General features: G+C 69.6%; 12 protein-coding genes (1 of these 12 running past the window's edge). 6 read left to right on the top strand and 6 right to left on the bottom strand.

The window, feature by feature from the left end; genetic code table 11:
• The 3 genes from CCR97_RS28310 to CCR97_RS28300 all read left to right on the top strand — a co-directional run.
• On the top strand, positions 1-898 hold the final stretch of the coding sequence (locus CCR97_RS28310; protein WP_245428840.1) for a M23 family metallopeptidase. It extends 1,061 nt beyond the left edge of the window; only the last 898 of its 1,959 coding nucleotides appear in the window; the start codon falls outside the window, past its left edge; the stop codon is at positions 896-898.
• A gap of 219 nt (positions 899-1,117) precedes the next feature.
• Positions 1,118-2,515 carry a nucleobase:cation symporter-2 family protein gene (locus CCR97_RS28305; RefSeq protein WP_111357264.1) on the top strand — a complete coding sequence of 466 codons (1,398 nt, stop codon included), beginning with the start codon at positions 1,118-1,120 and terminating at the stop codon, positions 2,513-2,515.
• A 299-nt stretch (positions 2,516-2,814) separates the two neighbouring features.
• A complete protein-coding gene (locus tag CCR97_RS28300; protein ID WP_170145819.1) occupies positions 2,815-3,960 on the top strand; it encodes a DUF3616 domain-containing protein in 1,146 nt (381 codons plus the stop codon).
• 204 nt (positions 3,961-4,164) lie between these two features.
• Here CCR97_RS28300 and CCR97_RS28295 read toward each other — a convergent pair whose 3' ends face one another.
• Both CCR97_RS28295 and clpB read right to left on the bottom strand, forming a co-directional pair.
• A complete protein-coding gene (locus CCR97_RS28295) occupies positions 4,165-4,902 on the bottom strand; it encodes a hypothetical protein (RefSeq protein WP_201160108.1) in 738 nt (245 codons plus the stop codon).
• 290 nt (positions 4,903-5,192) lie between these two features.
• Complete coding sequence (clpB, locus tag CCR97_RS28290) at positions 5,193-7,790, bottom strand: ATP-dependent chaperone ClpB (protein ID WP_111357267.1); 2,598 nt, start codon at positions 7,788-7,790, stop codon at positions 5,193-5,195.
• Between the two features lie 300 nt (positions 7,791-8,090).
• On the opposite strand from clpB, the gene CCR97_RS28285 reads away from it, so the two are divergent.
• Positions 8,091-9,182 carry an NAD(P)/FAD-dependent oxidoreductase gene (locus CCR97_RS28285; RefSeq protein ID WP_111357268.1) on the top strand — a complete coding sequence of 364 codons (1,092 nt, stop codon included), beginning with the start codon at positions 8,091-8,093 and terminating at the stop codon, positions 9,180-9,182.
• A gap of 134 nt (positions 9,183-9,316) precedes the next feature.
• Here CCR97_RS28285 and CCR97_RS28280 read toward each other — a convergent pair whose 3' ends face one another.
• Positions 9,317-10,654 (bottom strand): ArsB/NhaD family transporter, encoded by a 1,338-nt coding sequence (locus CCR97_RS28280; RefSeq protein WP_111357269.1) that lies wholly within the window; start codon positions 10,652-10,654, stop codon positions 9,317-9,319.
• 362 nt (positions 10,655-11,016) lie between these two features.
• Here CCR97_RS28280 and CCR97_RS28275 point away from each other — a divergent pair, with 362 nt between their 5' ends.
• Positions 11,017-12,450, top strand: a complete 1,434-nt coding sequence (locus tag CCR97_RS28275) for a patatin-like phospholipase family protein (protein ID WP_111357270.1) — start codon at positions 11,017-11,019, stop codon at positions 12,448-12,450.
• 201 nt (positions 12,451-12,651) lie between these two features.
• Here CCR97_RS28275 and polA read toward each other — a convergent pair whose 3' ends face one another.
• From polA to CCR97_RS28260, 3 genes are all read right to left on the bottom strand, one after another.
• Positions 12,652-15,684 carry a DNA polymerase I gene (gene polA, locus CCR97_RS28270; RefSeq protein WP_111359272.1) on the bottom strand — a complete coding sequence of 1,011 codons (3,033 nt, stop codon included), beginning with the start codon at positions 15,682-15,684 and terminating at the stop codon, positions 12,652-12,654.
• 175 nt (positions 15,685-15,859) lie between these two features.
• The gene (locus CCR97_RS28265; protein ID WP_111359273.1) at positions 15,860-16,246 is read right to left on the bottom strand and encodes a DUF488 domain-containing protein; all 387 of its coding nucleotides are present in this window, start codon (positions 16,244-16,246) and stop codon (positions 15,860-15,862) included.
• 3 nt (positions 16,247-16,249) lie between these two features.
• Complete coding sequence (locus CCR97_RS28260) at positions 16,250-17,332, bottom strand: acyltransferase family protein (protein ID WP_244670725.1); 1,083 nt, start codon at positions 17,330-17,332, stop codon at positions 16,250-16,252.
• Positions 17,333-17,523: 191 nt separating this feature from the next.
• Between CCR97_RS28260 and hrpB the strand changes: the two genes are divergently transcribed.
• Positions 17,524-20,000: ATP-dependent helicase HrpB (gene hrpB / locus CCR97_RS28255; protein WP_201160107.1), on the top strand; the 2,477-nt coding region annotated here is incomplete at its 3' end.

Below are 20,000 nucleotides of genomic sequence, written 5' to 3'. Positions count from 1 at the left end.
CGTCGCCCTCTCCGACATGGGCAAGTACGTCTCCGTCGACGTCCAGAGCGCCATGACCCAGCAGGTCAGCGAGCCCGAGGAGGACGACGACGGCACCGGCATGCGGCTCTACCAGAGCCTCTACGAGACCGCGCTGCGCAACAACATCCCGCGCCCGGTGATCGAGGACCTGATCCGCATCTACTCCTACGACGTCGACTTCCAGCGCAAGGCGCAGGCGGGCGATTCGTTCGAGGTGGTCTATTCGGGCGAGGACGAGGCCGGCGGCCGCTCCGAGGTGCTGTTCGCGGGTCTCGTGGTCGGCGGCGAGACCAAGCGGTTCTACCGCTTCCAGTCGAACGACGACGGCGTCGTCGACTACTACGACGAGACCGGCAAGAGCGCGAAGAAGTTCCTGGTGCGCAAGCCGGTCGCCGCCGGCATCATGCGGTCGGGCTTCGGCTCGCGCCACCACCCGATCCTCGGCTACACCAAGATGCACACCGGCGTGGACTGGTCGGCCCCGATGGGCACGCCGATCTTCGCCTCCGGCAACGGCACGATCGAGAAGGTCGGCTGGGAGTCGGGCTACGGCAAGTACATCCGCATCCGTCACGCCAATGGCTACGAGACCGCCTACGGCCACATGACGGCCTATGCGCGCGGCATGGACACCGGCACCAAGGTCCGCCAGGGCCAGGTGATCGGCTTCGTCGGCTCGACCGGCCTCTCCACCGGCGCTCATCTCCACTACGAGATCCTGGTCAACGGCCGCTTCGTCGACCCGATGCGGGTGCGCCTGCCGCGCGGCCGCGTGCTCGACGGCCCGGTGCTGGCGGGCTTCGAGCGCGAGCGCGACCGGATCAACGGCATGATGAGCCAGAGCCCCGCGCGCGTGGCGCAATCCAGCCGTCAGTGATCTCTCCGTAAATCCTCGGACGCAAATTTCCCCGAAACGTGATCACGTCGCGGGCGTTCTGCCGCGTCCTGCGGCAGCGCTTCTCCGGGTCCGCGCCGGTTCTCGGACCGCACGTCGCCGCTGCACCGCAGTGCAGTGCGGCGTCGTTTCCGTGCGCTCGCAAGTCCGGCCCACGCTCGACCATGGCGCCGGACCCGCCTGTCAACGAGGGGGAAAGCCTTGCAGCGCGCTATCGATCCCGTCGACGAAATCCTACCCGCACCACGACTGATCACGCTCGGCCTGCAGCACGTCCTGGTGATGTACGCGGGCGCCGTGGCGGTGCCGCTGATCATCGGCCGCGCCCTCAAGCTGCCGCCCGAGGACGTCGCCTTCCTGATCAGCGCCGACCTGTTCGCCTGCGGGCTCGCCACGCTGGTGCAGTGCATCGGCTTCCCGGGCGTCGGCATTCGGCTGCCCGTGATGATGGGCGTCACCTTCGCCTCGGTCGGCCCGATGCTGGCGATGGCGACGCAGCCCGACATCGGGCTCCTCGGCATCTACGGATCCGTGATCGCGGCCGGCGTGTTCGGCATCGTGATCGCCCCCTTCATCAGCCGTCTCCTGCCACTGTTCCCGCCGGTCGTCACCGGCACCATCATCATGATCATCGGCATCTCGCTGATGCGGGTCGGCATCAACTGGGCCGGCGGCGGGCTGCCCACCCTCACCCGCGTGGTCGACGGCGTGCCCGGCGCCTTCCCGAACCCGAACTACGGCCAGCTCCCGGGGCTCGGCATCGCTCTCTTCGTGCTGCTGGTCATCCTCGCGCTGATCAAGTGGGGCAAGGGCTTCCTGTCCAACATCGCGGTGCTGCTCGGCATCGTCGCCGGCGCCGCGCTGGCCTCCGCGATCGGGGTGATGCATTTCGAGAAGGTGCTGTCGGCGCCGTGGGTCGGGCTGGTGCTGCCGTTCCATTTCGGCATGCCGCAGTTCCACCTCGTGCCGATCGCCACGATGTGCATCGTGATGATCGTCGTGATGATCGAGTCGCTCGGCATGTTCCTGGCGCTCGGCGAGATGACGGGCCGCCACATCGACCGCAAGGCGCTCTCCCGCGGCCTGCGCGCCGACGGCGTCGGCACGCTCTTGGGCGGCATCTTCAACACGTTCCCCTACACGTCGTTCTCGCAGAACGTCGGCCTCGTCGGCGTCACCGGCGTGCGCTCCCGCTGGGTGACGGCGGCCGGCGGCGTGATCTTGCTGATGCTCGGCCTCCTGCCGAAGATGTCGGCGCTGGTCGAGGCGGTGCCGCTCGTCGTGCTCGGCGGCGCGGGACTCGTGATGTTCGGCATGGTGGCGGCCACCGGCGCCCGCATCCTCACCGCGGTCGACTTCAAGGGCAACCGCTACAACCTGTTCATCGTCGCCCTGTCGGTCGGCTTCGGCATGATCCCGCTGGTGGCGCCGAACTTCTTCAAGGCGCTGCCGCACGCCCTGCACCCGCTGCTCGAGTCCGGCATCCTGCTCGCGGCAATCGTCTCGGTCGCGCTCAACGCCTTCTTCAACGGCGTCGGCTCCGCCGAGAAGGCCGAGCACGACGCCGCCGACGTGGCCGCGACGGCGGAGCACGTGTGATCTGATCGCTTGGTTCGGGCCAATTGACGGCGCTCGCCGACAGGCGGGCGCCGTTTTTCATTTCGTCCGGTGCGAAAGACGTGGTCCGGACCCGGCCGCTCCGGAAGATGCTGCGCCTAGCCTCTCCTCCCGCAGCTCACGGAGATCAGAGGCGCGCGCCGCCCCGCAACGCTGTTCATACAAACGTGATCGGAATCCCGCACTGATTGATCACTGGTCGATTTACACCCTCGCTATCGTTGCACCCAGTGCGAGACATCGGCCGTTTCGGCCATCGAGAGGCTGACCTGATGAGATCCGTGACCGCGCTGCTCGCGACGGCGTCGGCCGTCGTCGGTGCCCTCGCTTCAGCCTTCGCGCAGCAACCCCAGGATCATAAGCTCACGCCGACCAAAGTCTGGGTAGAGCCGGCGAGCGACTTCAAGACCGATGAAGAACAGGACGGTCGCGCAAAGCCGGTCGCCGACGATCTCAGCGGTATCGCCTGCATGCGCCGCGGGGCTGCCCTCGGCCGCTGCCTGGTGATCAACGACGAGGACCGCTACGCCCAGTTTGCCGACATCGGCGACCGACAGCTCCGTCCGGCCGGGACCATCGAGCTGGTCCAACGCGACGGCGAGGCGATCCCGTCCGGCCGCGCACCGGTGAACGTGTCCTGCACGGGAGGCGAGCGCGCCTTCGCCGATCTCGATGGGGAGGCCGTCGCTTACGCGGCGCCGTACTTCTATGTCATCGGCTCGCACGGCTGCTCGCGAAACAAGAAGCGCTTCCGCGCATCCACTTTCGTCACAGCCCGCTTCAGGGTCGACGAGAGCGGAACGCCGGTCAATCCGGCAACCGGCGCGCCGCCGGCAGCGTCCGCTTCGGTGGTGCAGGCCACCTACCGCGTCGCCGACGCGCTGGTGGCGACCCCCAACTTGAAGCCCTTTTTTACGACTGATCTCAACGAAGCTGATGGGCTCAATATCGAAGGCCTCGTCGTTTTGAACGGCGTGCTGTTCGCCGGCTTGCGGGGTCCCGCGAAGGGCGGCGCCGCCGTTGTGGAGATCGGTGGCGTCGACGAGCTGTTCGCGCCGGGATCGGGACCCCTGTCGCACGCCGGTCGGCTGTGGCCGATCGGACTGAAGGCGGGACAGGGCATCAGGGACATGGCAGCCCTGGACGATGGCCGGGTGCTGATTCTAGCCGGTCCGGGCCAGGAAAAGGCGGACCCCTACGAGATCCGCGTCGCCGATCCCGCCGCGCAGTGGACGAGCCGCCGCGTCGGAACGCTCGATCTCGGCCCCCTGGGACCGGTTATCAACGCCGCCAAGGTCAAGCCGGAAGGCCTGATGGTGCTCGGACAGGAGGGCGACATCGTGCGGGTGCTGATCCTGTCAGACGGCCTCCCGAACGGTGGCGCCCGCGAATACGAGCTGCGGCTCGGCGACGGCGCGGCCCGGTGACACCGACGCGATGAAGGCGGCGCAATCCCGCTGGGCCCCGAGCTCGACAGATGATCCGCCCGAGCGGCGCCGAGACCCGGCACCTCGAGATAGTCGAGATCAGCTGCCGACAGCCGGCGGCGAGGGGCGCCGCCGGCGACTTGTCACGAACAGAATGGCTCAGACCTCGTCCAGGTGTCGTCGCGGCTGCGTGATCGCCGTCCGCTACCTCAGAAGCGGGAACGTGTTCGGCCTCACGGTGCCTTTCGCCGCGGGGGCGCTCGCTGCGGAACCTCTCAACATCAGGCTTTCGGAATAAAGTTGCGTCTGACTCTGGCTCCCCGTCGTGATGACCGCGGCGGAGTTGGCGATCCTGTCGAGCAGGATCCCTTCGATGTATGGCGGCAGGCAGATGCTGTAATAGGTATGGATGACCTTGTAGACGTCGGCATCCGATTCAACCGGAATGCTCCCATTCTCGACATGGTTCCGGTAGGCGTCCTGAAGCTGCTTCACCTTTAGGGCCACCAGGCCTGGCGCTTCGGAGAACAGGAAGCTGTCAGAGATCGCGGCGTTGGCGGCGGAAGCAAAGTCGAACGCCGCGGCGATGATCGACAGCGGCTTCTGACCGCTCGTGGTCGCTGTGACGATCGCGGACGTGGCACCGTTGGCCGCGGCGAGCAGGAGGTTGTTCCTCTGCTTTCGGCGATTGATCAGAAACAGATTGTGCAGATAAGCCTCGCAATCGTCCCGCCCGACATTGAAGCCCCATTTGGCGAGCGTTAGATAATCTCGTGCAGCGTAACCGGAACCAGGGGCGACCGTCCTCAAATAGCCGATGACGACGGCCTGCTTCTCCAGCGTAGAAGCGAACTGCGGCGCCTGTATCGCCGATTCCGGCGCCCACCATCCTGCACACCCCGACAACAAGCTGCCCGTGATCGTCACGACGATCATCCGCATCCGGATCATATCTCCCCCCCCCGCCCGCGTTAACCCTCTGTTAGGAGTGTGACCTATGGGGAGGAAGAACCGCTACCGTGGGTTTATTGAAGTATAAATAACGCGCATGACCTGTTGCGCGATCACATCATTATAGGCGATTTTGTCGTCTTACGCCTATTTAGGGTGTGGATATCGCTACCGGACCGGGTGTTTCCGATCATTCTCCCGCATACCAAAACGGCCGGGACACCGTCCCGGCCGTTCCTGATCACCTGCTCGTCCGAAGCGTCGCGCGAGGCGCCCAGCCCTCACGCCGCGCGCGCCACCGTCTCGCCGTTGAAGGCGAGGCCGGACTTGCCGGCCGTCACCTTGACGGTCTCGTCGTCCTTCACCTTGCCCGACAGGATCAGCTCGGCGAGCGGGTCCTGCACGGCCTTCTGGATGACGCGCTTGAGCGGGCGGGCGCCGTAGGCGGGATCCCAGCCCTTCTCGGCGAGCCAGTCCTTGGCGCGCGCATCGAGCGTCAGCGTGATCTTGCGCTCGTCCAGCAGCTTTTGCAGCCGACCGAGCTGGATCTCGACGATCCGGCCCATCTGGCCGCGCTCCAGCCGGTGGAACAGGATGATCTCGTCGATCCGGTTGAGGAACTCCGGCCGGAACGAGGCCTTCACCACCGCCATCACCTGCTCCTTGACGGCGTCGGTGTCCTCGCCCTCCGGCTGGTCGACCATGAACTGCGAGCCGAGATTCGACGTCATCACGATCAGCGTGTTGCGGAAGTCGACGGTGCGGCCCTGACCGTCGGTCAGGCGGCCGTCGTCGAGCACCTGCAGCAGCACGTTGAAGACGTCCGGATGCGCCTTCTCGATCTCGTCGAACAGAATCACCTGATAAGGACGCCGCCGCACGGCCTCGGTGAGCGCCCCGCCCTCCTCGTAACCGACATAGCCGGGCGGCGCGCCGATCAGCCGGGCGACCGAGTGCTTCTCCATGTACTCGGACATGTCGATGCGGACCATCGCCTGCTCGTCGTCGAACAGGAACTCCGCGAGCGCCTTGGTCAGCTCGGTCTTGCCGACGCCGGTGGGCCCGAGGAACATGAACGAGCCGATCGGCCGGTTCGGATCCTGGAGCCCCGCGCGGGCGCGGCGCACCGCGGTCGAGACGGCGCGCACCGCCTCGGCCTGGCCCACGACGCGACGGCCGATCGCTTCCTCCATCTTGAGGAGCTTCTCCTTCTCGCCCTCCAGCATCCTGTCGACCGGCACGCCGGTCCAGCGCGACACCACCTGGGCGACGTGATCGGCCGTCACGGCCTCCTCCACCATGGCGCCCTTGCGCTCGGCCGCCTCGGCCTCGACGAGCTTCCGCTCGATCTCCGGGATCCGGCCATAGGCGAGCTCGCCCGCCTTCTGGTACTCGCCGCGGCGCTGGGCGTTGGCGAGCTCCACGCGGAGCTGGTCGAGCTCGGTCTTCAGCTTCTGGGCGTCGGAGAGCCGCTCCTTCTCGGCCTTCCAGCGCGTCGTGAGATCCGCCGACTGCTTCTCCAACGCGGCGAGCTCGGCCTCGAGCCCGCCGAGGCGAGCGCGCGAGCCGGGGTCGTGCTCCTTCTTGAGCGCCTCCTGCTCGATCTTCAGCCGGATGATCTCGCGGTCGATCGTATCGAGCTCCTCGGGCTTGGAGTCGACCTGCATCTTCAGCCGCGCCGCCGCCTCGTCGACCAGGTCGATCGCCTTGTCGGGGAGGAAGCGGTCTGTGATGTAGCGGTTCGACAGGGTCGCCGCCGCGACGATCGCCGCGTCGGTGATGCGCACGCCGTGATGCGCCTCGTACTTCTCCTTCAAGCCGCGCAGGATCGAGATGGTGTCCGGCACGGTCGGCTCGCTGACGAACACGGGCTGGAAGCGCCGCGCCAGCGCCGCGTCCTTCTCGACGTGCTTCTTGTACTCGTCGAGCGTGGTCGCGCCGATGCAGTGCAGCTCGCCGCGGGCGAGCGCCGGCTTCAGCAGGTTGGAGGCGTCCATGGCGCCTTCCGACTTGCCGGCGCCGACCAGGGTGTGCATCTCGTCGATGAACAGCACGATGCCGCCGTCCGACGACGTCACCTCCTGCAGCACGGCCTTCAGCCGCTCCTCGAACTCGCCGCGATACTTCGCGCCGGCGATCAGGGCGCCCATGTCGAGCGCCAGGAGCTTCTTGTCGTTCAGGCTCTCCGGCACGTCACCGTTGACGATGCGCTGCGCCAGCCCCTCGACGATGGCGGTCTTGCCGACGCCGGGCTCGCCGATCAGCACGGGGTTGTTCTTGGTGCGGCGCGACAGCACCTGGATGGTGCGGCGGATCTCCTCGTCGCGGCCGATGACCGGATCGATCTTGCCGTCGCGCGCCGCCTGGGTGAGATCGCGGGCGTACTTCTTCAGCGCGTCGTAGGCGTTCTCGGCCGAGCTCGAATCCGCCGTCCGCCCCTTGCGCAGGCTCTCGATGGCGGCGTTGAGGTTCTGGGGCGTGACGCCGGCGGCGGCCAGCGCCCGGCCGGCCTCCGAATCCTTCTCGATCGCCAGCGCGAGCAGCAGCCGCTCGGCCGTGACGTAGGAGTCGCCGGCCTTCTCGGCCGCCTTCTCGGCGGTGTCGAACACCCGGGCGAGCGCCGGATCGATGTAGAGCTGGCCGGCGCCGGAGCCGGCGACCTTCGGCCGCTTCTTCAGCGCCGCCTCGACCGCCTGGGCGACCTGGCGGGCATTGCCGCCGGCGCGCTGGATCAGCCCGGAGGCGAGCCCCTCCGGGTCGTCGACCAGCACCTTGAGCATGTGCTCGGGAGCGAACTGCTGGTGCCCCTCGCGGAGCGCAAGCGACTGGGCGGACTGGACGAATCCCCGCGACCGGTCGGTGTACTTGTCGAAATTCATGAACGTCTCCCTCGGCCTGGCCGGCCCGCCCCGAAGGCGCGAAGCGACCATCGTCGAGGCGCGCCCGGGCGCGCCCCTGGTTGTCTCGGCACGGCCCGTCACGGCACCGCGCCTGTCGGGAGAAATGTGGGAACGCCCCAGCGATCGCGGTAGAGGTGGAGAGGACCATAGTCCCTGATTTCGTGCCCCCCGACACCAGCAGGCCCGTCCGCCGCTCGGCGCCGTTGCCCTGCCCCCGGGCAGGTGTTAGCCGACGGGCGAGCCCGGTCGGGAGCGACAGGGCGGCGGCCGGGAGGGGACATGCAGGTTCTGGTGGTCGGGGCCGGGGTGGTCGGGCTCGCCGTGGCGCGGGCGGCGGCGCTCGCCGGGCACGACGTCATCGTGGCGGAGGCGGCCGGCGCGATCGGCACCGGCACCTCGTCGCGCAACAGCGAGGTGATCCACGCCGGCATCTATTATCCGCCCGGCTCGGTGCGGGCCTTCCACTGCGTCCGCGGCCGCCGGCAGCTCTATGCCTATGCCGAGAGCCACGGGGTCCGGCACCGCAAGTGCGGCAAGCTCCTGGTCGCGGTGCGCGACGCCGAGCGCGCCAAGATCGAGATGCTGTGCGCCCAGGCGACGGCGAACGGGGTCGAGGGCATGACCATGCTCTCCGCCGCCGAGGCGATGGCACTGGAGCCGGCGCTGACCTGCGTCGCCGCCGCGCTGTCGCCGGAGACCGGCATCGTCGACAGCCACGGCCTGATGCTGGCCCTGCAAGGCGACCTGGAGGATGCCGGCGGCGTGGTCGCCTTCATGACCCCGGTCACCGGGCTGACGCCCGGCCCGGCCGGCTGGGAGGTCCGCTACGGCGGGGCCGAGCCCGGCACCCTGACCGTGGACGCCGTGGTCAACGCCGCGGGGCTCGGCGCCCAGGCAATGGCGCGCGCGACCGCGGGCTATCCGGCCGCGCGGGTGCCGCGGCTCGTTCTCGCCAAGGGCAACTACTTCCAGTATGCGGGCCGGCCGGTCTTCAGCCGGCTGATCTACCCGGCCCCGGTCGAGGGCGGGCTCGGCACCCATGTCACGCTCGATCTCGCCGGCCGGATGCGGTTCGGCCCGGACGTCGAGTGGATCGACACCGAGAGCTACGACGTCGACCCGACGCGCGCGGAAAAATTCTACGCCAGCATCCGGACCTACTTCCCGGCCCTGCCGGACGGGGCGCTGACGCCCGACTATTGCGGCATCCGCCCGAAGCTCACCGGCCCCGGCGAGCCGGCCGCCGATTTTCTCATCGAAGGGCCGGCCGAGCACGGACTCCCCGGTTTGGTCAACCTGTTCGGGATCGAGTCGCCCGGCCTGACGAGCTGCCTGTCGCTCGCTGAGGATGTGGTGGCGCGGCTGGGGTGAACCTCGTGCCCCGGACGCGGTGCACCGCGCAGCGGTGCGCCGCAGAGCCGGGGCCCAGAGCGACAACTGTCCCGAGCTGCGGCCCCTGGGTCCCGGGTCGGCGGCGCGTCGCGCCGCGCCCGGGACACAAGACCTCAAAAATACCGCAGCCAGACGTAGACGTGGCTGATGGCGATCGACACCAGCATCATCGGGAAGCCGTACAGCGTGTAGGTGACGAAGCGGAACGGCACGCCGTTGCGCTCGCCGAGCCCTGCGACGATCAGGTTCGCCGAGGCGCCGATCAGGGTGCCGTTGCCGCCCAGGCAGGCGCCGAGCGCCAGGCACCACCACAGCGGCTGGATCGCCTCCGGCCCGCCGAAGGCCGGCGCCATCGACTTGATGAGCGGGATCATGGTGGCGACGAACGGGATGTTGTCGACGATCGCCGACAGCACCGCCGAGGCCCACAGGATGGCGAAGCCGGCGACCGCGAGATCGCCGCCCGTCGCCGCGACCAGCTTCTCGGCGAGCAGGTTGAGGAGCCCGCCGACCTCGACGCCGTGCACCACGATGAACAGGCCGACGAAGAAGAAGATGGTGATCCACTCGACGTCGCCGAAGGTCTTGTGGACGTTCTCGGACTGGTGCTCGGCGTGGTGCTGCCAGTTGTCGAGCAGCATGAGCAGCGCGGCGCCGCCGATCGCGATGGTGGCGGGCTCGAGATGCAGCGGACGCGCCAGCACGAATCCGACGATGACGAGGCCGAGCACCGCGAGCGCCTGCTTCAGCAGCACCGGATCCTCGATCGCGGCGCGCTCGTCCATGCCCATCACCAGCGCCTGCCGCTCCGGGATCGACTTGAGGTAGCGCCCCCACAGGAGATGGATCATGCCGAGCTGCGCCGCCATGACGACCACCACGATCGGGGCCAGATGGATCAGGAAGGCATTGAAGTCGAGGCCGGCGAGCGAGCCGATCAGGATGTTGGGCGGGTCGCCGATCAGGGTCGCGGTGCCGCCGATGTTGGAGGCGAACACCTCGGCGAACAGATACGGATAGGGCGGCACGTCCAGCTCGCGCACGATGGCGATCGTCACCGGCACGACCAGCAGCACGGTCGTCACGTTGTCGAGCGCGGCCGAGAGAATCGCCGTGGTGATCTGCAAGAGGATCAGGATCCCGGCCGGATTGGCCTTGGCCTTCTTGGCGGCCCAGATCGCCAGATACTGGAACATGCCGGAGCGGCGCGAGATCGACACCAGGATCATCATCCCGGTGAGCAGCCCGATGGTGTTCCAGTCGACGCCCTTGAGGGCCTCGTGCTGGTCGAGCACGCCGATCAGGATCATCACGGCGGCGCCGAGCAGCGCCACGATGGCCCGGTTCAGCTTGTCCCAGATGATCACCGCATAGGTGACCGCGAGAATGACGGTCGAGACCGCCATCGGGTCGAGCCCGAAATACACGTTCGGAACGAAGCCGTGGTCCATCACACTTCCCCTGCGCGACCCGAGCTTCGCTCTGTCGATCAGCCGCGCGACACGCCGGCACGGTTCCCGGAAGGCGCCGGCCCCGTCAAGCGAACAACCCCGTATCGCTTCTGCAATCAGCGCATTGCGCATGTGCAGCATGGCTCGGCGGCATTTCGGGCGGGACGCGATGCGCGACAGCCGGCGTCTCCCGCGGCCGGCGGTCGCGGCCGTCGTGCCGGACAACCGGACGACGGCTAGCCCGGAGCGGCAGGGTGGCGCCGCGACCGGACGGTCGGTAAAGCCCCCGTAACCACGAGGGTGCCATATTGCACCGCTTTGTAGCGGCCGGGGGACCGGGCTTGGCCGGGGAGTTCGCGTCGATGGTGTGGCGTCGGGGGCTTGCGATCGCGCTGGTGGGCGCCGGCCTGGTCGGCTGCGCGCATGTCCAGAACCTGCCCGCCAACGTCCCGACCGCGACCCCGCTGCGCGAGACCCTCGACTCCCTCACCGACATGCCCGACGACGACGTGATGATCGGGCTCGCCTTCTCGGGCGGCGGCACCCGGGCGGCCGCCTTCTCGTTCGGCGTGCTGAAGGAGCTCGCCCGCACCGACGTCCCGGGCGGCCGCGGGCGGAGCCTGATCGACCGGGTCGACATCGTCACCGGCGTGTCGGGCGGCTCGGTGACGGCCGCCTATTTCGGCCTGCGCCGGCGCGACGCGCTCCAGGACTTCCGCGAGCGCTTCCTGATCCAGGACGCCGAGGCGGCGCTCAACACCGCCGTGTCGTTCGGCAACATCGCCCGCGCCTTCGGGGGCGGGATCAACGGCGACGCGCCGTTCCGCCGCTGGCTCGACGCCAACCTGTTCGACGGCGCGACCTTCGGGGCGCTGCTGACGCATCGCCGCCCCCAGGTGGTGATCAACGCCAGCGACCTCTACAACCGCACGCCCTTCGTCTTCACCCCGTCGACCTTCGCGGCGCTGTGCAGCGACCTCGCCCGCTATCCGCTCTCCTCGGCCGTGGCGGCGTCGGCGGCCGTCCCGCTCGCCTTCGCCCCCGTGGTGCTGGAGACCTTCCCGGGCAAGTGCGACGCGCCGCTGCCGGCCTGGATGGCGCGCGCCCGCGACGATCCCGCCGCGAGCCCGATGATGAAGGCGGTCGCCCGCGGCATGACCCGCTACCGCGACGGCTCGATGCGCTACGTCAAGCTGGTCGACGGCGGTGTCGTCGACAATTTCGGCCTGTCGAGCTTCACGGTCGCCCGCGAGGCGGCGAACACGCCCTACGGCCCGCTCACCGCCGCGCACGCCGCCCGCATCCGCCGCATCCTGTTCATCGTCGTCGATTCGGAGCAGGTCACCGAGGGCACCTGGGCCCAGACGCTCGACGGCCCGACCGGCGTCGAGCTGATCGCCGCCTCCACCAATGCGGCGCTCGCCTCCAGCGTGTGGTCGAGCTACAGCGCCTTCCAGCTCAGCCTGCAGGACTGGCGCGGTCAGCTCATCCGCTGGCGCTGCGGGCTCTCGATGGCCGAGGTGCAACGGCTGCGCGGCACCACGGCGGGCTGGAACTGCCGCGACCTCGACGGCTTCATCGGCCGGGTCGCCTTCGACCAGCTCGATCCCGCCCGCGCCGCCGCCCTCAATGCCGTGCCGACCCGCTTCCGCCTCCCGGTCGAGCAGGTCGACGCCCTGATCGCCGCCGGCGGCGACGCGCTCGCCCAGCACCCGGCCTATCGCTCGTTCCTGAGAAGCCTGCGCGCCACGCCGCGGACCGTGGCGGCGGCCGAGCCGGTGCCGCAGGGACAGTGAGCGGGCGCGCCCTGAAGCTGATGCAGCCTTCACCTCTCCCCGGCGGGGAGAGGTCGGATCTCGCGCAATAGTGCGAGATCCGGGTGAGGGGGTGCCGAGGTCTCTTGTTGGCGCCCTAACCCCTCACCCCGACGCGCAACGCGCGTCGACCCTCTCCCTCTGGGAGAGGGTCAGGGCCGTGCCGGTGGGCAAAACACAATATCAATGCGCCTCGTCCCAGTTGTCGGCGGCGCGGGCGTCGACGTGGAGCGGCACGGAGAGCGCGACGGCCGGCATGGCGGCCTGCTCCATCACGCGCTTCACCACGGGCAGCGTCGCGTCCACTTCGGACTCCGGCACCTCGAACACCAGCTCGTCGTGCACCTGGAGAAGCATGCGGGCGGAGAGCCTGCTCGCCGCCAGCGCGTCGTCCATGCGCGCCATGGCGCGGCGGATGATGTCGGCCGCCGTCCCCTGCAGGCGGGCGTTGATGGCGGCGCGCTCGTTGAAGGCGCGCAGCGACGGGTTCGACGCGCCGATGTCCGGGTAGTGGCACTTCCGCCCGAACAGCGTCGTGACGTAGCCGTGCGTGCGGCAGAACAGCTTGGTCGCCTCCATGTAGTCGCGGATGCCCGGGAACTTCTCGAAGTACCGCTTGATGTAGGCGCCGGCCTCCTCGCGCGGGATGCCGAGCTGATTGGCGAGGCCGAAGGCCGAGATGCCGTAGATGATGCCGAAGTTGATCGCCTTGGCGCGGCGCCGCACCTCGCCCGGCATGCCTTGAACCGGCACGCCGAACATCTCCGACGCCGTCATGGCGTGAATGTCGAGCCCGTCCTGGAAGGCCTTCTTCAACGCCGCGATGTCGGCGATCTCGGCGAGGAGCCGAAGCTCGATCTGGGAATAATCCGCCGAGACCAGCTTGGTCCCGGGCTGCGCCACGAAGGCGCGCCTGATCTTGCGGCCCTCCTCGGTGCGCACCGGGATGTTCTGAAGGTTCGGATCCGCCGACGACAGTCGCCCCGTCGTCGTCGCGGCGAGCGCGAAAGTCGTGTGGACGCGGCGGGTCTCCTGATTGACGAAGGTCGGCAGCAGATCCGTGTAGGTCGATTTCAGTTTCGTGAGCTGCCGCCACTCGAGCAGCTTCACCGGCAGCGTGTGCCCCTGCTCGGCGAGCTCGTCCAGCACATTGGCCGACGTGGACCAGGCGCCGGTCTTGGTCTTCTTGCCGCCGGGCAGCGCGAACTTGCCGAACAGGATGTCGCCGAGTTGCTTGGGGCTGCCGAGATTGAACGGCTCGCCGGCCAGCTCCTGCACCTCGGCCTCCAGCGCCGCCGCCTTCTGGGCCAGCTCGCCGGAGAGGCGCGAGAGCATCTCGCGGTCGATGGCGATGCCGCGCCGCTCCATCCGCATCAGCACCGGCACCAGAGGGCGCTCCAGCGTCTCGTAGACCGTGGTCATCTTCTCGGCGACGAGCCGCGCCCGGAACAACCGCCACAGCCGCAGCGCCATGTCGGACTGCTCGGCGCAATACGGGCAGGCGCGCGCGATCTCGACCTGCTCGAACGGCACCTGCGCCTTGCCCTTGCCGGCGATGTCGATCAGCGCCAGCGCGTCGTGGCCGAAATGGCGATGCGCCAGATCGGCGAGCCCGTGCGGACCGAGCCCGGCGTCGAGCACGTAGGACATGAGCTGAATGTCGTCGATCGCCACCGCCGTGATCCCGTGGCGGGCGAGCGCGTGCAGATCGGATTTCAGATCGTAGCCGATTTTCAGGACGCCCGGGCTCTCCAGCATCGGCTTCAGAAGCGCCAATGCATCCGCGAGCCGGATCTGATCAGGAACGAGCCCGCCGCCGGCCAAAAGATCGTCGCCGCGGCGGTGACCCAACGGCACGTAGGCGGCGCGCCCGGGCGACAGCGCGATCGAGAAGCCGACCAGATCGGCCTGCATGGGATCGTGCGACGTGACCGTGAGATCGATGGCCACAAAGCCCTGGTCGACGGCCTCCAGCACCCAGTCCTTGAGGGCGGCGAGATCGTGCAGGGTGCGGTAGCCGGCGCGGTCGAGCTTCTGGGTCGCGAGCTCCGCCTTGCGGGCCGCGACGAGCTGATCGGGTGACACGACGACGTCGCCGCCGCCGTTCGTCCGCACCGCCGGCTTCGGCCGCGTGTCGCCGAGATCGAAGCCGAGCTGGCCGGAGGCGCCGGCGCGGCGCGGCTCGCCGGCCGCGGGCTCCGACGGCTCGGACGCCGCGTCCGCAGCCGTTCCCGAACTCGGCGCCGCGCGCAGCGCAGGATCGGCGTCGACGTCGTTGGGATCGAACGCCAGCGCCTCGGCGACGCGGCGGGTGAGCGTCGTAAACTCCATCGCCTTGAGGAAGGCGATCAGCTTCCTGGCGTCACGGCCGTCGAGCAGCAGGTCGTCGAGCGGACAGGCGAGATCGACATGGTCGTCGAGCAGCACGAGCTGCCGCGACAGGCGCGCCGTCTCGGCATTGTCGAGAATGGTCTGCCGGCGCTTCTCCTGCTTGATCTCGGTCGCACGCGACAGGAGCGTCTCGAGGTCGCCGTACTCGCCGATGAGCTGCGCCGCGGTCTTCACGCCGATGCCGGGCACGCCCGGCACGTTGTCGGTCGGGTCGCCGATCAGCGCCTGCACGTCCGGCACCTTCTCGGGCGGCACCCCGAACTTGGCGATCACCTCGTCGCGACCGATGCGGCGCTCGTTGCCGGGCATCGGGTCGTACATCACGACGCCGTCGCGCACGAGCTGCATTAGATCCTTGTCGCCGGCCACGATGGTCACGTCGGCGCCGGCCTCGCGGGCGACGCGCGCATAGGTGGCGATGAGGTCGTCGGCTTCGAAGCCTTCCTGCTCGATCGGGATCAGGCCGAAGGCCCGCACCGCGTCGCGCATCAGCGGGAACTGCGGGATCAGCTCGTCCGGCGGCTCCGGGCGATGGCCCTTGTAGTCGGCATAGAGGTCGTTGCGGAACGTCTTGCCCGAGTGGTCGAACACCGCCGCGAGGTGGGTCGGGTTCACGCCGTCGAGCCCCTCGCGAAGGATTTTCCACATCATGTTGCAGAAGGCCATCACGCCGCCGATCGGCAGGCCGTCGGAGCGGGTGAAGGAGCGGCCCCGGCTCTGCGCCGCCTTGAACATGGCGAAGTAGGCGCGGAACACGAAGGACGACCCGTCGATCAGGAAGACGTGGTCGCCCTTGCGCAGCGGGCGGGCGAGCGGTTCGGGCATCGGGGACTCGGAGCGGCTGGGGGACGAGACCCCGAACTATACACTCCCGCGGCCATGCGCCAGCCGGAACGTAGAATAGGAGCTTGTAGCCCGCATTGAGCGCAGCGAAATGCGGGAGCGGCGTCCCCGGCTGTCGCCTGCGCTCCAGCCGGGCTACGGCACTACCGCCTCCGCCTCACTCGACGACGGCGCCGCGCGCGACGAGCAGCTCGCGCAGGATCGCGCGATGGCAGCGGGTCTCGTCCTCGCAGTAGCAGCCGATCGAGAGGTTCGAGGCGTGCGACAAGGTCGCGAGGAGGTCGAGGAGATGGCGCGCCGCCGGCTCGCCCATCTCGGCCCGGAACGCGCGCGCAAAAGCCTTCCAGCCGGCGTCCGTCGTCGCCGCATGTGCCTTCGCCACCAGCTCGGCGCTCGGCGACAGCTCCGGCAGCCAGGTGTCGAACCAGTCGTCGGCGGCGTAGCGCTCCTTGCGGACGCCGCGCGGCGGCCGGCGCACCGTGCCGATCCGGGTGCCTTCGTGCGGCAGCCGGGGTGTCCCGAGGCGGACGATCCGCAGCGCCATGGCCTACTCGGCCGGCTGGAGCCGGGCCGCGGCCGCCCGCTTGCGGGGCGCGACATGGGCCCAGTCGGGCCGGGTGAAGAGGAAATCGAGCCGCGTGCGACGTACCGCCCACCACATCACGAGCGCGCCGAGGATGCCGGCCGCCGTGACGATCAGCGACATCAGCCCGACGCTGTCGATCACGCCGGTCTTGAGCAGCACGATGCGGGTCGCCGCCATCGGCAGGAAGAAGGCGAGATAGACCACGATGGAATGCTCGCCGCAGTACCGGATCGGATCGAACACGCGGCTGCGCACCAAGAGCGTCGCCAGCACGATGATGGCGCAGGCGCCGGCGAGACCGAGCGCGAGCGAGACGATCGGCCATTCCGAGAACCCGCCGAAGACCAGCGCGCCATTGACGAGCGCCCACGCGGCGAGCCCGCCGACGGAGAGCCACGGCCGCGCCGCGGCCGCCTCGGCCAGCGCGAACACCCGCGGAGCGAGCAGGAAGCCGGTGTAGAAGTAGACGAAGCGGGCCGCGAACTCGTCCGGCACCATCCAGCCGGTGTGGATCGGCGCGCTTTCCAGCGCGGCCGCCACCAGCCACACGGCGAGCGGCGGGATGCGCAGCTGCCGGGCGAGCTTGGTCGCCACGAAGAAGATCGGCAGCAGATAGATGAACCACAGCGTGCCGAAGGGATCGATCAGGGCCAGCGCCCAGTCGCCCGGCACGGCCCACCAGCTGCCGTGCTCGGCCGCCAGCACGGGCGCCTTCACGACGAGCTGGATGGTCATCCACAGCAGATAGAAATAGGCGAAGTGCACGACCTTCCGGTCCGTGTAGAGGCGCCAGTCGCGGTCGATCACGCGCGCCAGGAACAGCCCCGAGATCAGGAAGAAGTCCGGCATCCGGAACGGCTTGGCGAAGGCGACGACGGCGTGCATGAAGCCCTCGCGGCCGACCGCCTGCTCGACCCCGAAGGTCGAGTGGAGCAGCACCACCATGACGATGCAGAGGCCCTTGGCGGTGTCGACCCAGTCGACCCGGCCAGGGGTGCCCATCGGGGCGGCCATCGCACCGGCGGTCGCGGGAGTGGCGGTCATGGGGGTTGCCATCGTCCGTCCTTGCCTGTTTCTGGCGTCCTCGCCTCGGTCCCGGGCCCGGCACTTGCCGGTTCGGGCCAGGATGGTCGCGCCCTCCTAAAAGGGGCAAGAACCGGGCTCGCCCGCAAGGGTGGTCTTTTATCGCAGTTAATCGCCGGGCGTGGCCGGCACACACGAACGTGATGTCCCCGATGCGGTTCGACGTGCCCCTGCCGATCGACGACGCCCTGCCGGCGCTCACCGCCGCGCTCGCGACGCGCGACGCCGCCGTGCTGGTCGCGCCGCCCGGCGCCGGCAAGACGACGCGGGTGCCGCTGGTGCTGGCCGCCGAGCCGTGGGCCAGGGCCAAGAAGATCCTGGTGCTGGAGCCGCGCCGGCTCGCCGCCCGTGCCGCCGCCGCCCGCATGGCCGCGACACTGGGCGAAAGCGTCGGCGACACGGTCGGCTACCGGGTGCGCTTCGGCTCGAAGATCTCCGGCCGGACCCGCATCGAGGTGGTCACCGAGGGCGTGTTCACCCGGATGATCCTCGACGACCCGACGCTCGACGGCGTCGCGGCCGTGCTGTTCGACGAGTTCCACGAGCGCTCGCTCGACGCCGATCTCGGCCTCGCGCTCGCCCGCGACGCCCAGGAGGGGCTGCGCGAGGACCTCAAGCTCCTGGTGATGTCCGCCACCATCGACGGCGCGCGCATCGCCAAGAGTCTCGGCGATGCGCCCGTGGTGGAGAGCCAGGGCCGCGCCTTCCCGGTCGAGACCCGGCACCTGCCGCGCGATCCCGGCAAGCACCTGGAGCCGCAGGTCGCCGAGGCAGTGCTGCGGGCGCTGCGCGCCGAGCCCGGCTCGATCCTGGTGTTCCTGCCGGGCGCGGCAGAAATCCGCCGCACCGAGACGCTGCTCGGCGAGAGGATCATGGATCCGGCGGTCGATGTGGTGCCGCTGTTCGGTGCGCTCGACGCCGACGTGCAGGACCGCGCCGTGGCGCCAGCGCCGGCCGGACGCCGCAAGGTCGTGCTGGCGACCTCGATCGCCGAGACCTCGCTGACCATCGAAGGCGTGCGGGTGGTGGTCGATTCCGGCCTCGCCCGGGTGCCGCGCTACGAGCCGGATCTGGCGTTGACCCGGCTGGAGACCGTGCGGGTGTCTCGCGCGGCGGCCGACCAGCGGCGCGGCCGCGCCGGACGCACCGAGCCGGGCGTCTGCTACAGGTTGTGGGACGAGCGCGAGACGGCCTCGCTCGAGCTTTTCGCGCAACCGGAAATTCTCGCTGCCGATCTGACTGGCTTCGTGCTCGACCTCGCCCATTGGGGCGTGACCGACCCGGGCAAGCTCCTGTTCCTCGATCCGCCCCCGCCTCCCGCCTTGGCCGAGGCCACCGCGCTGCTGAAGAGCCTCGGCGCGCTCGGCCCGGACGGGCGCATCACGGATCTCGGCCAGCGGCTGCGCGCCCTGCCGCTGCCGCCGCGGCTCTCCCGCATGGTGCTGGCGGCGGCCGGGCTCGGCGCGGCTCCCCTTGCGGCAGACATCGCCGTGGTGATCACCGAGCGCGGGCTCGGCGGCACCGATCCGGATCTGCACCACCGCGTCGAGGGGCTGCGGCGCGACCGCTCGCGCCGCGCCGAGGACGCCCGCCGCATGGCCGGCCGCTGGGCCGAGATGGCGAATGCCGGGAAGCGTGCCGGCGGCAGCCTCGGCCTGCCGGACGGCGCCCGTCTCGCCGGCGGTGCCGACACGGCGGCCGGCGCCGTGCTGGCGCTCGCCTATCCGGACCGCGTGGCGAAGGCGCGCGGCGGCGGTGCGGGCGGGGCCGTGCTGCTGGCGAGCGGCCGCGGCGCCACCGTCGACCCCGCCTCGGCGCTGGCGCGGGCGCCGTTCCTCACCGTCGCCGAGCTCGCCGGCAGCGCCGGCAACAGCCGCGTCCTGCTCGCCGCCCCCATCGCGATCGAGGACATCGAGGCTCTCTTCGCCGACCGCATCGTCGACAACGACGAGGTGACGTTCGATCCCGGCTCGGCGAGTCTTCGCGGGCGCTGGGCGCGAAAACTCGGCGCCGTCGCGCTCGCCGAGCGGCCGGTGAAGATCGTGCCGAGCGCCGAGACGGCCCAAAAGCTCGCCGCAGGCATCGGGACGCTCGGGCTGTCGCGACTGCCGTGGTCGTCGGGTCTCGCGCAATGGCGCGATCGGGTGAGCTTCCTGCGCCGGCACGAAGGCGACGAGTGGCCGGATCTCTCCGACGAGACGCTCCTCGCCACCGTCGGCGACTGGCTGGCACCGGCCCTGATGGACAAGACGTCGCTCGCCGAGATCGGCGCCGACACGTTGTCAAACGCCCTGCACGCGTTGCTGCCGTGGAACCTGCGCAAGAAGCTCGACCACGACGCGCCGACCCATTTCGACGCGCCGTCCGGCTCGACCGTGCCGATCGACTACGAGAGCCCGGAGGGGCCGAAGCTCGCGATAAGAGTGCAGGAGCTGTTCGGGCTCGACCAGCATCCGAGCATCGCCGGCGGCCGCGTGCCGCTGATCGTCGAGCTCCTCTCGCCGGCGCACCGGCCCGTGCAGATCACCAGGGACCTGCCGACGTTTTGGCGCGGCTCCTACGCCGACGTCCGCACCGATCTCCGCGGTCGCTACCCCAAGCACCCGTGGCCCGAGGACCCGCTCTCCGC

The sequence above is a fragment of the Rhodoplanes elegans genome, assembly GCF_016653355.1.
GTDB classification, from domain to species: Bacteria; Pseudomonadota; Alphaproteobacteria; order Rhizobiales; family Xanthobacteraceae; genus Rhodoplanes; species Rhodoplanes elegans.
This window is presented reverse-complemented; position numbering and strand designations above follow the sequence as displayed.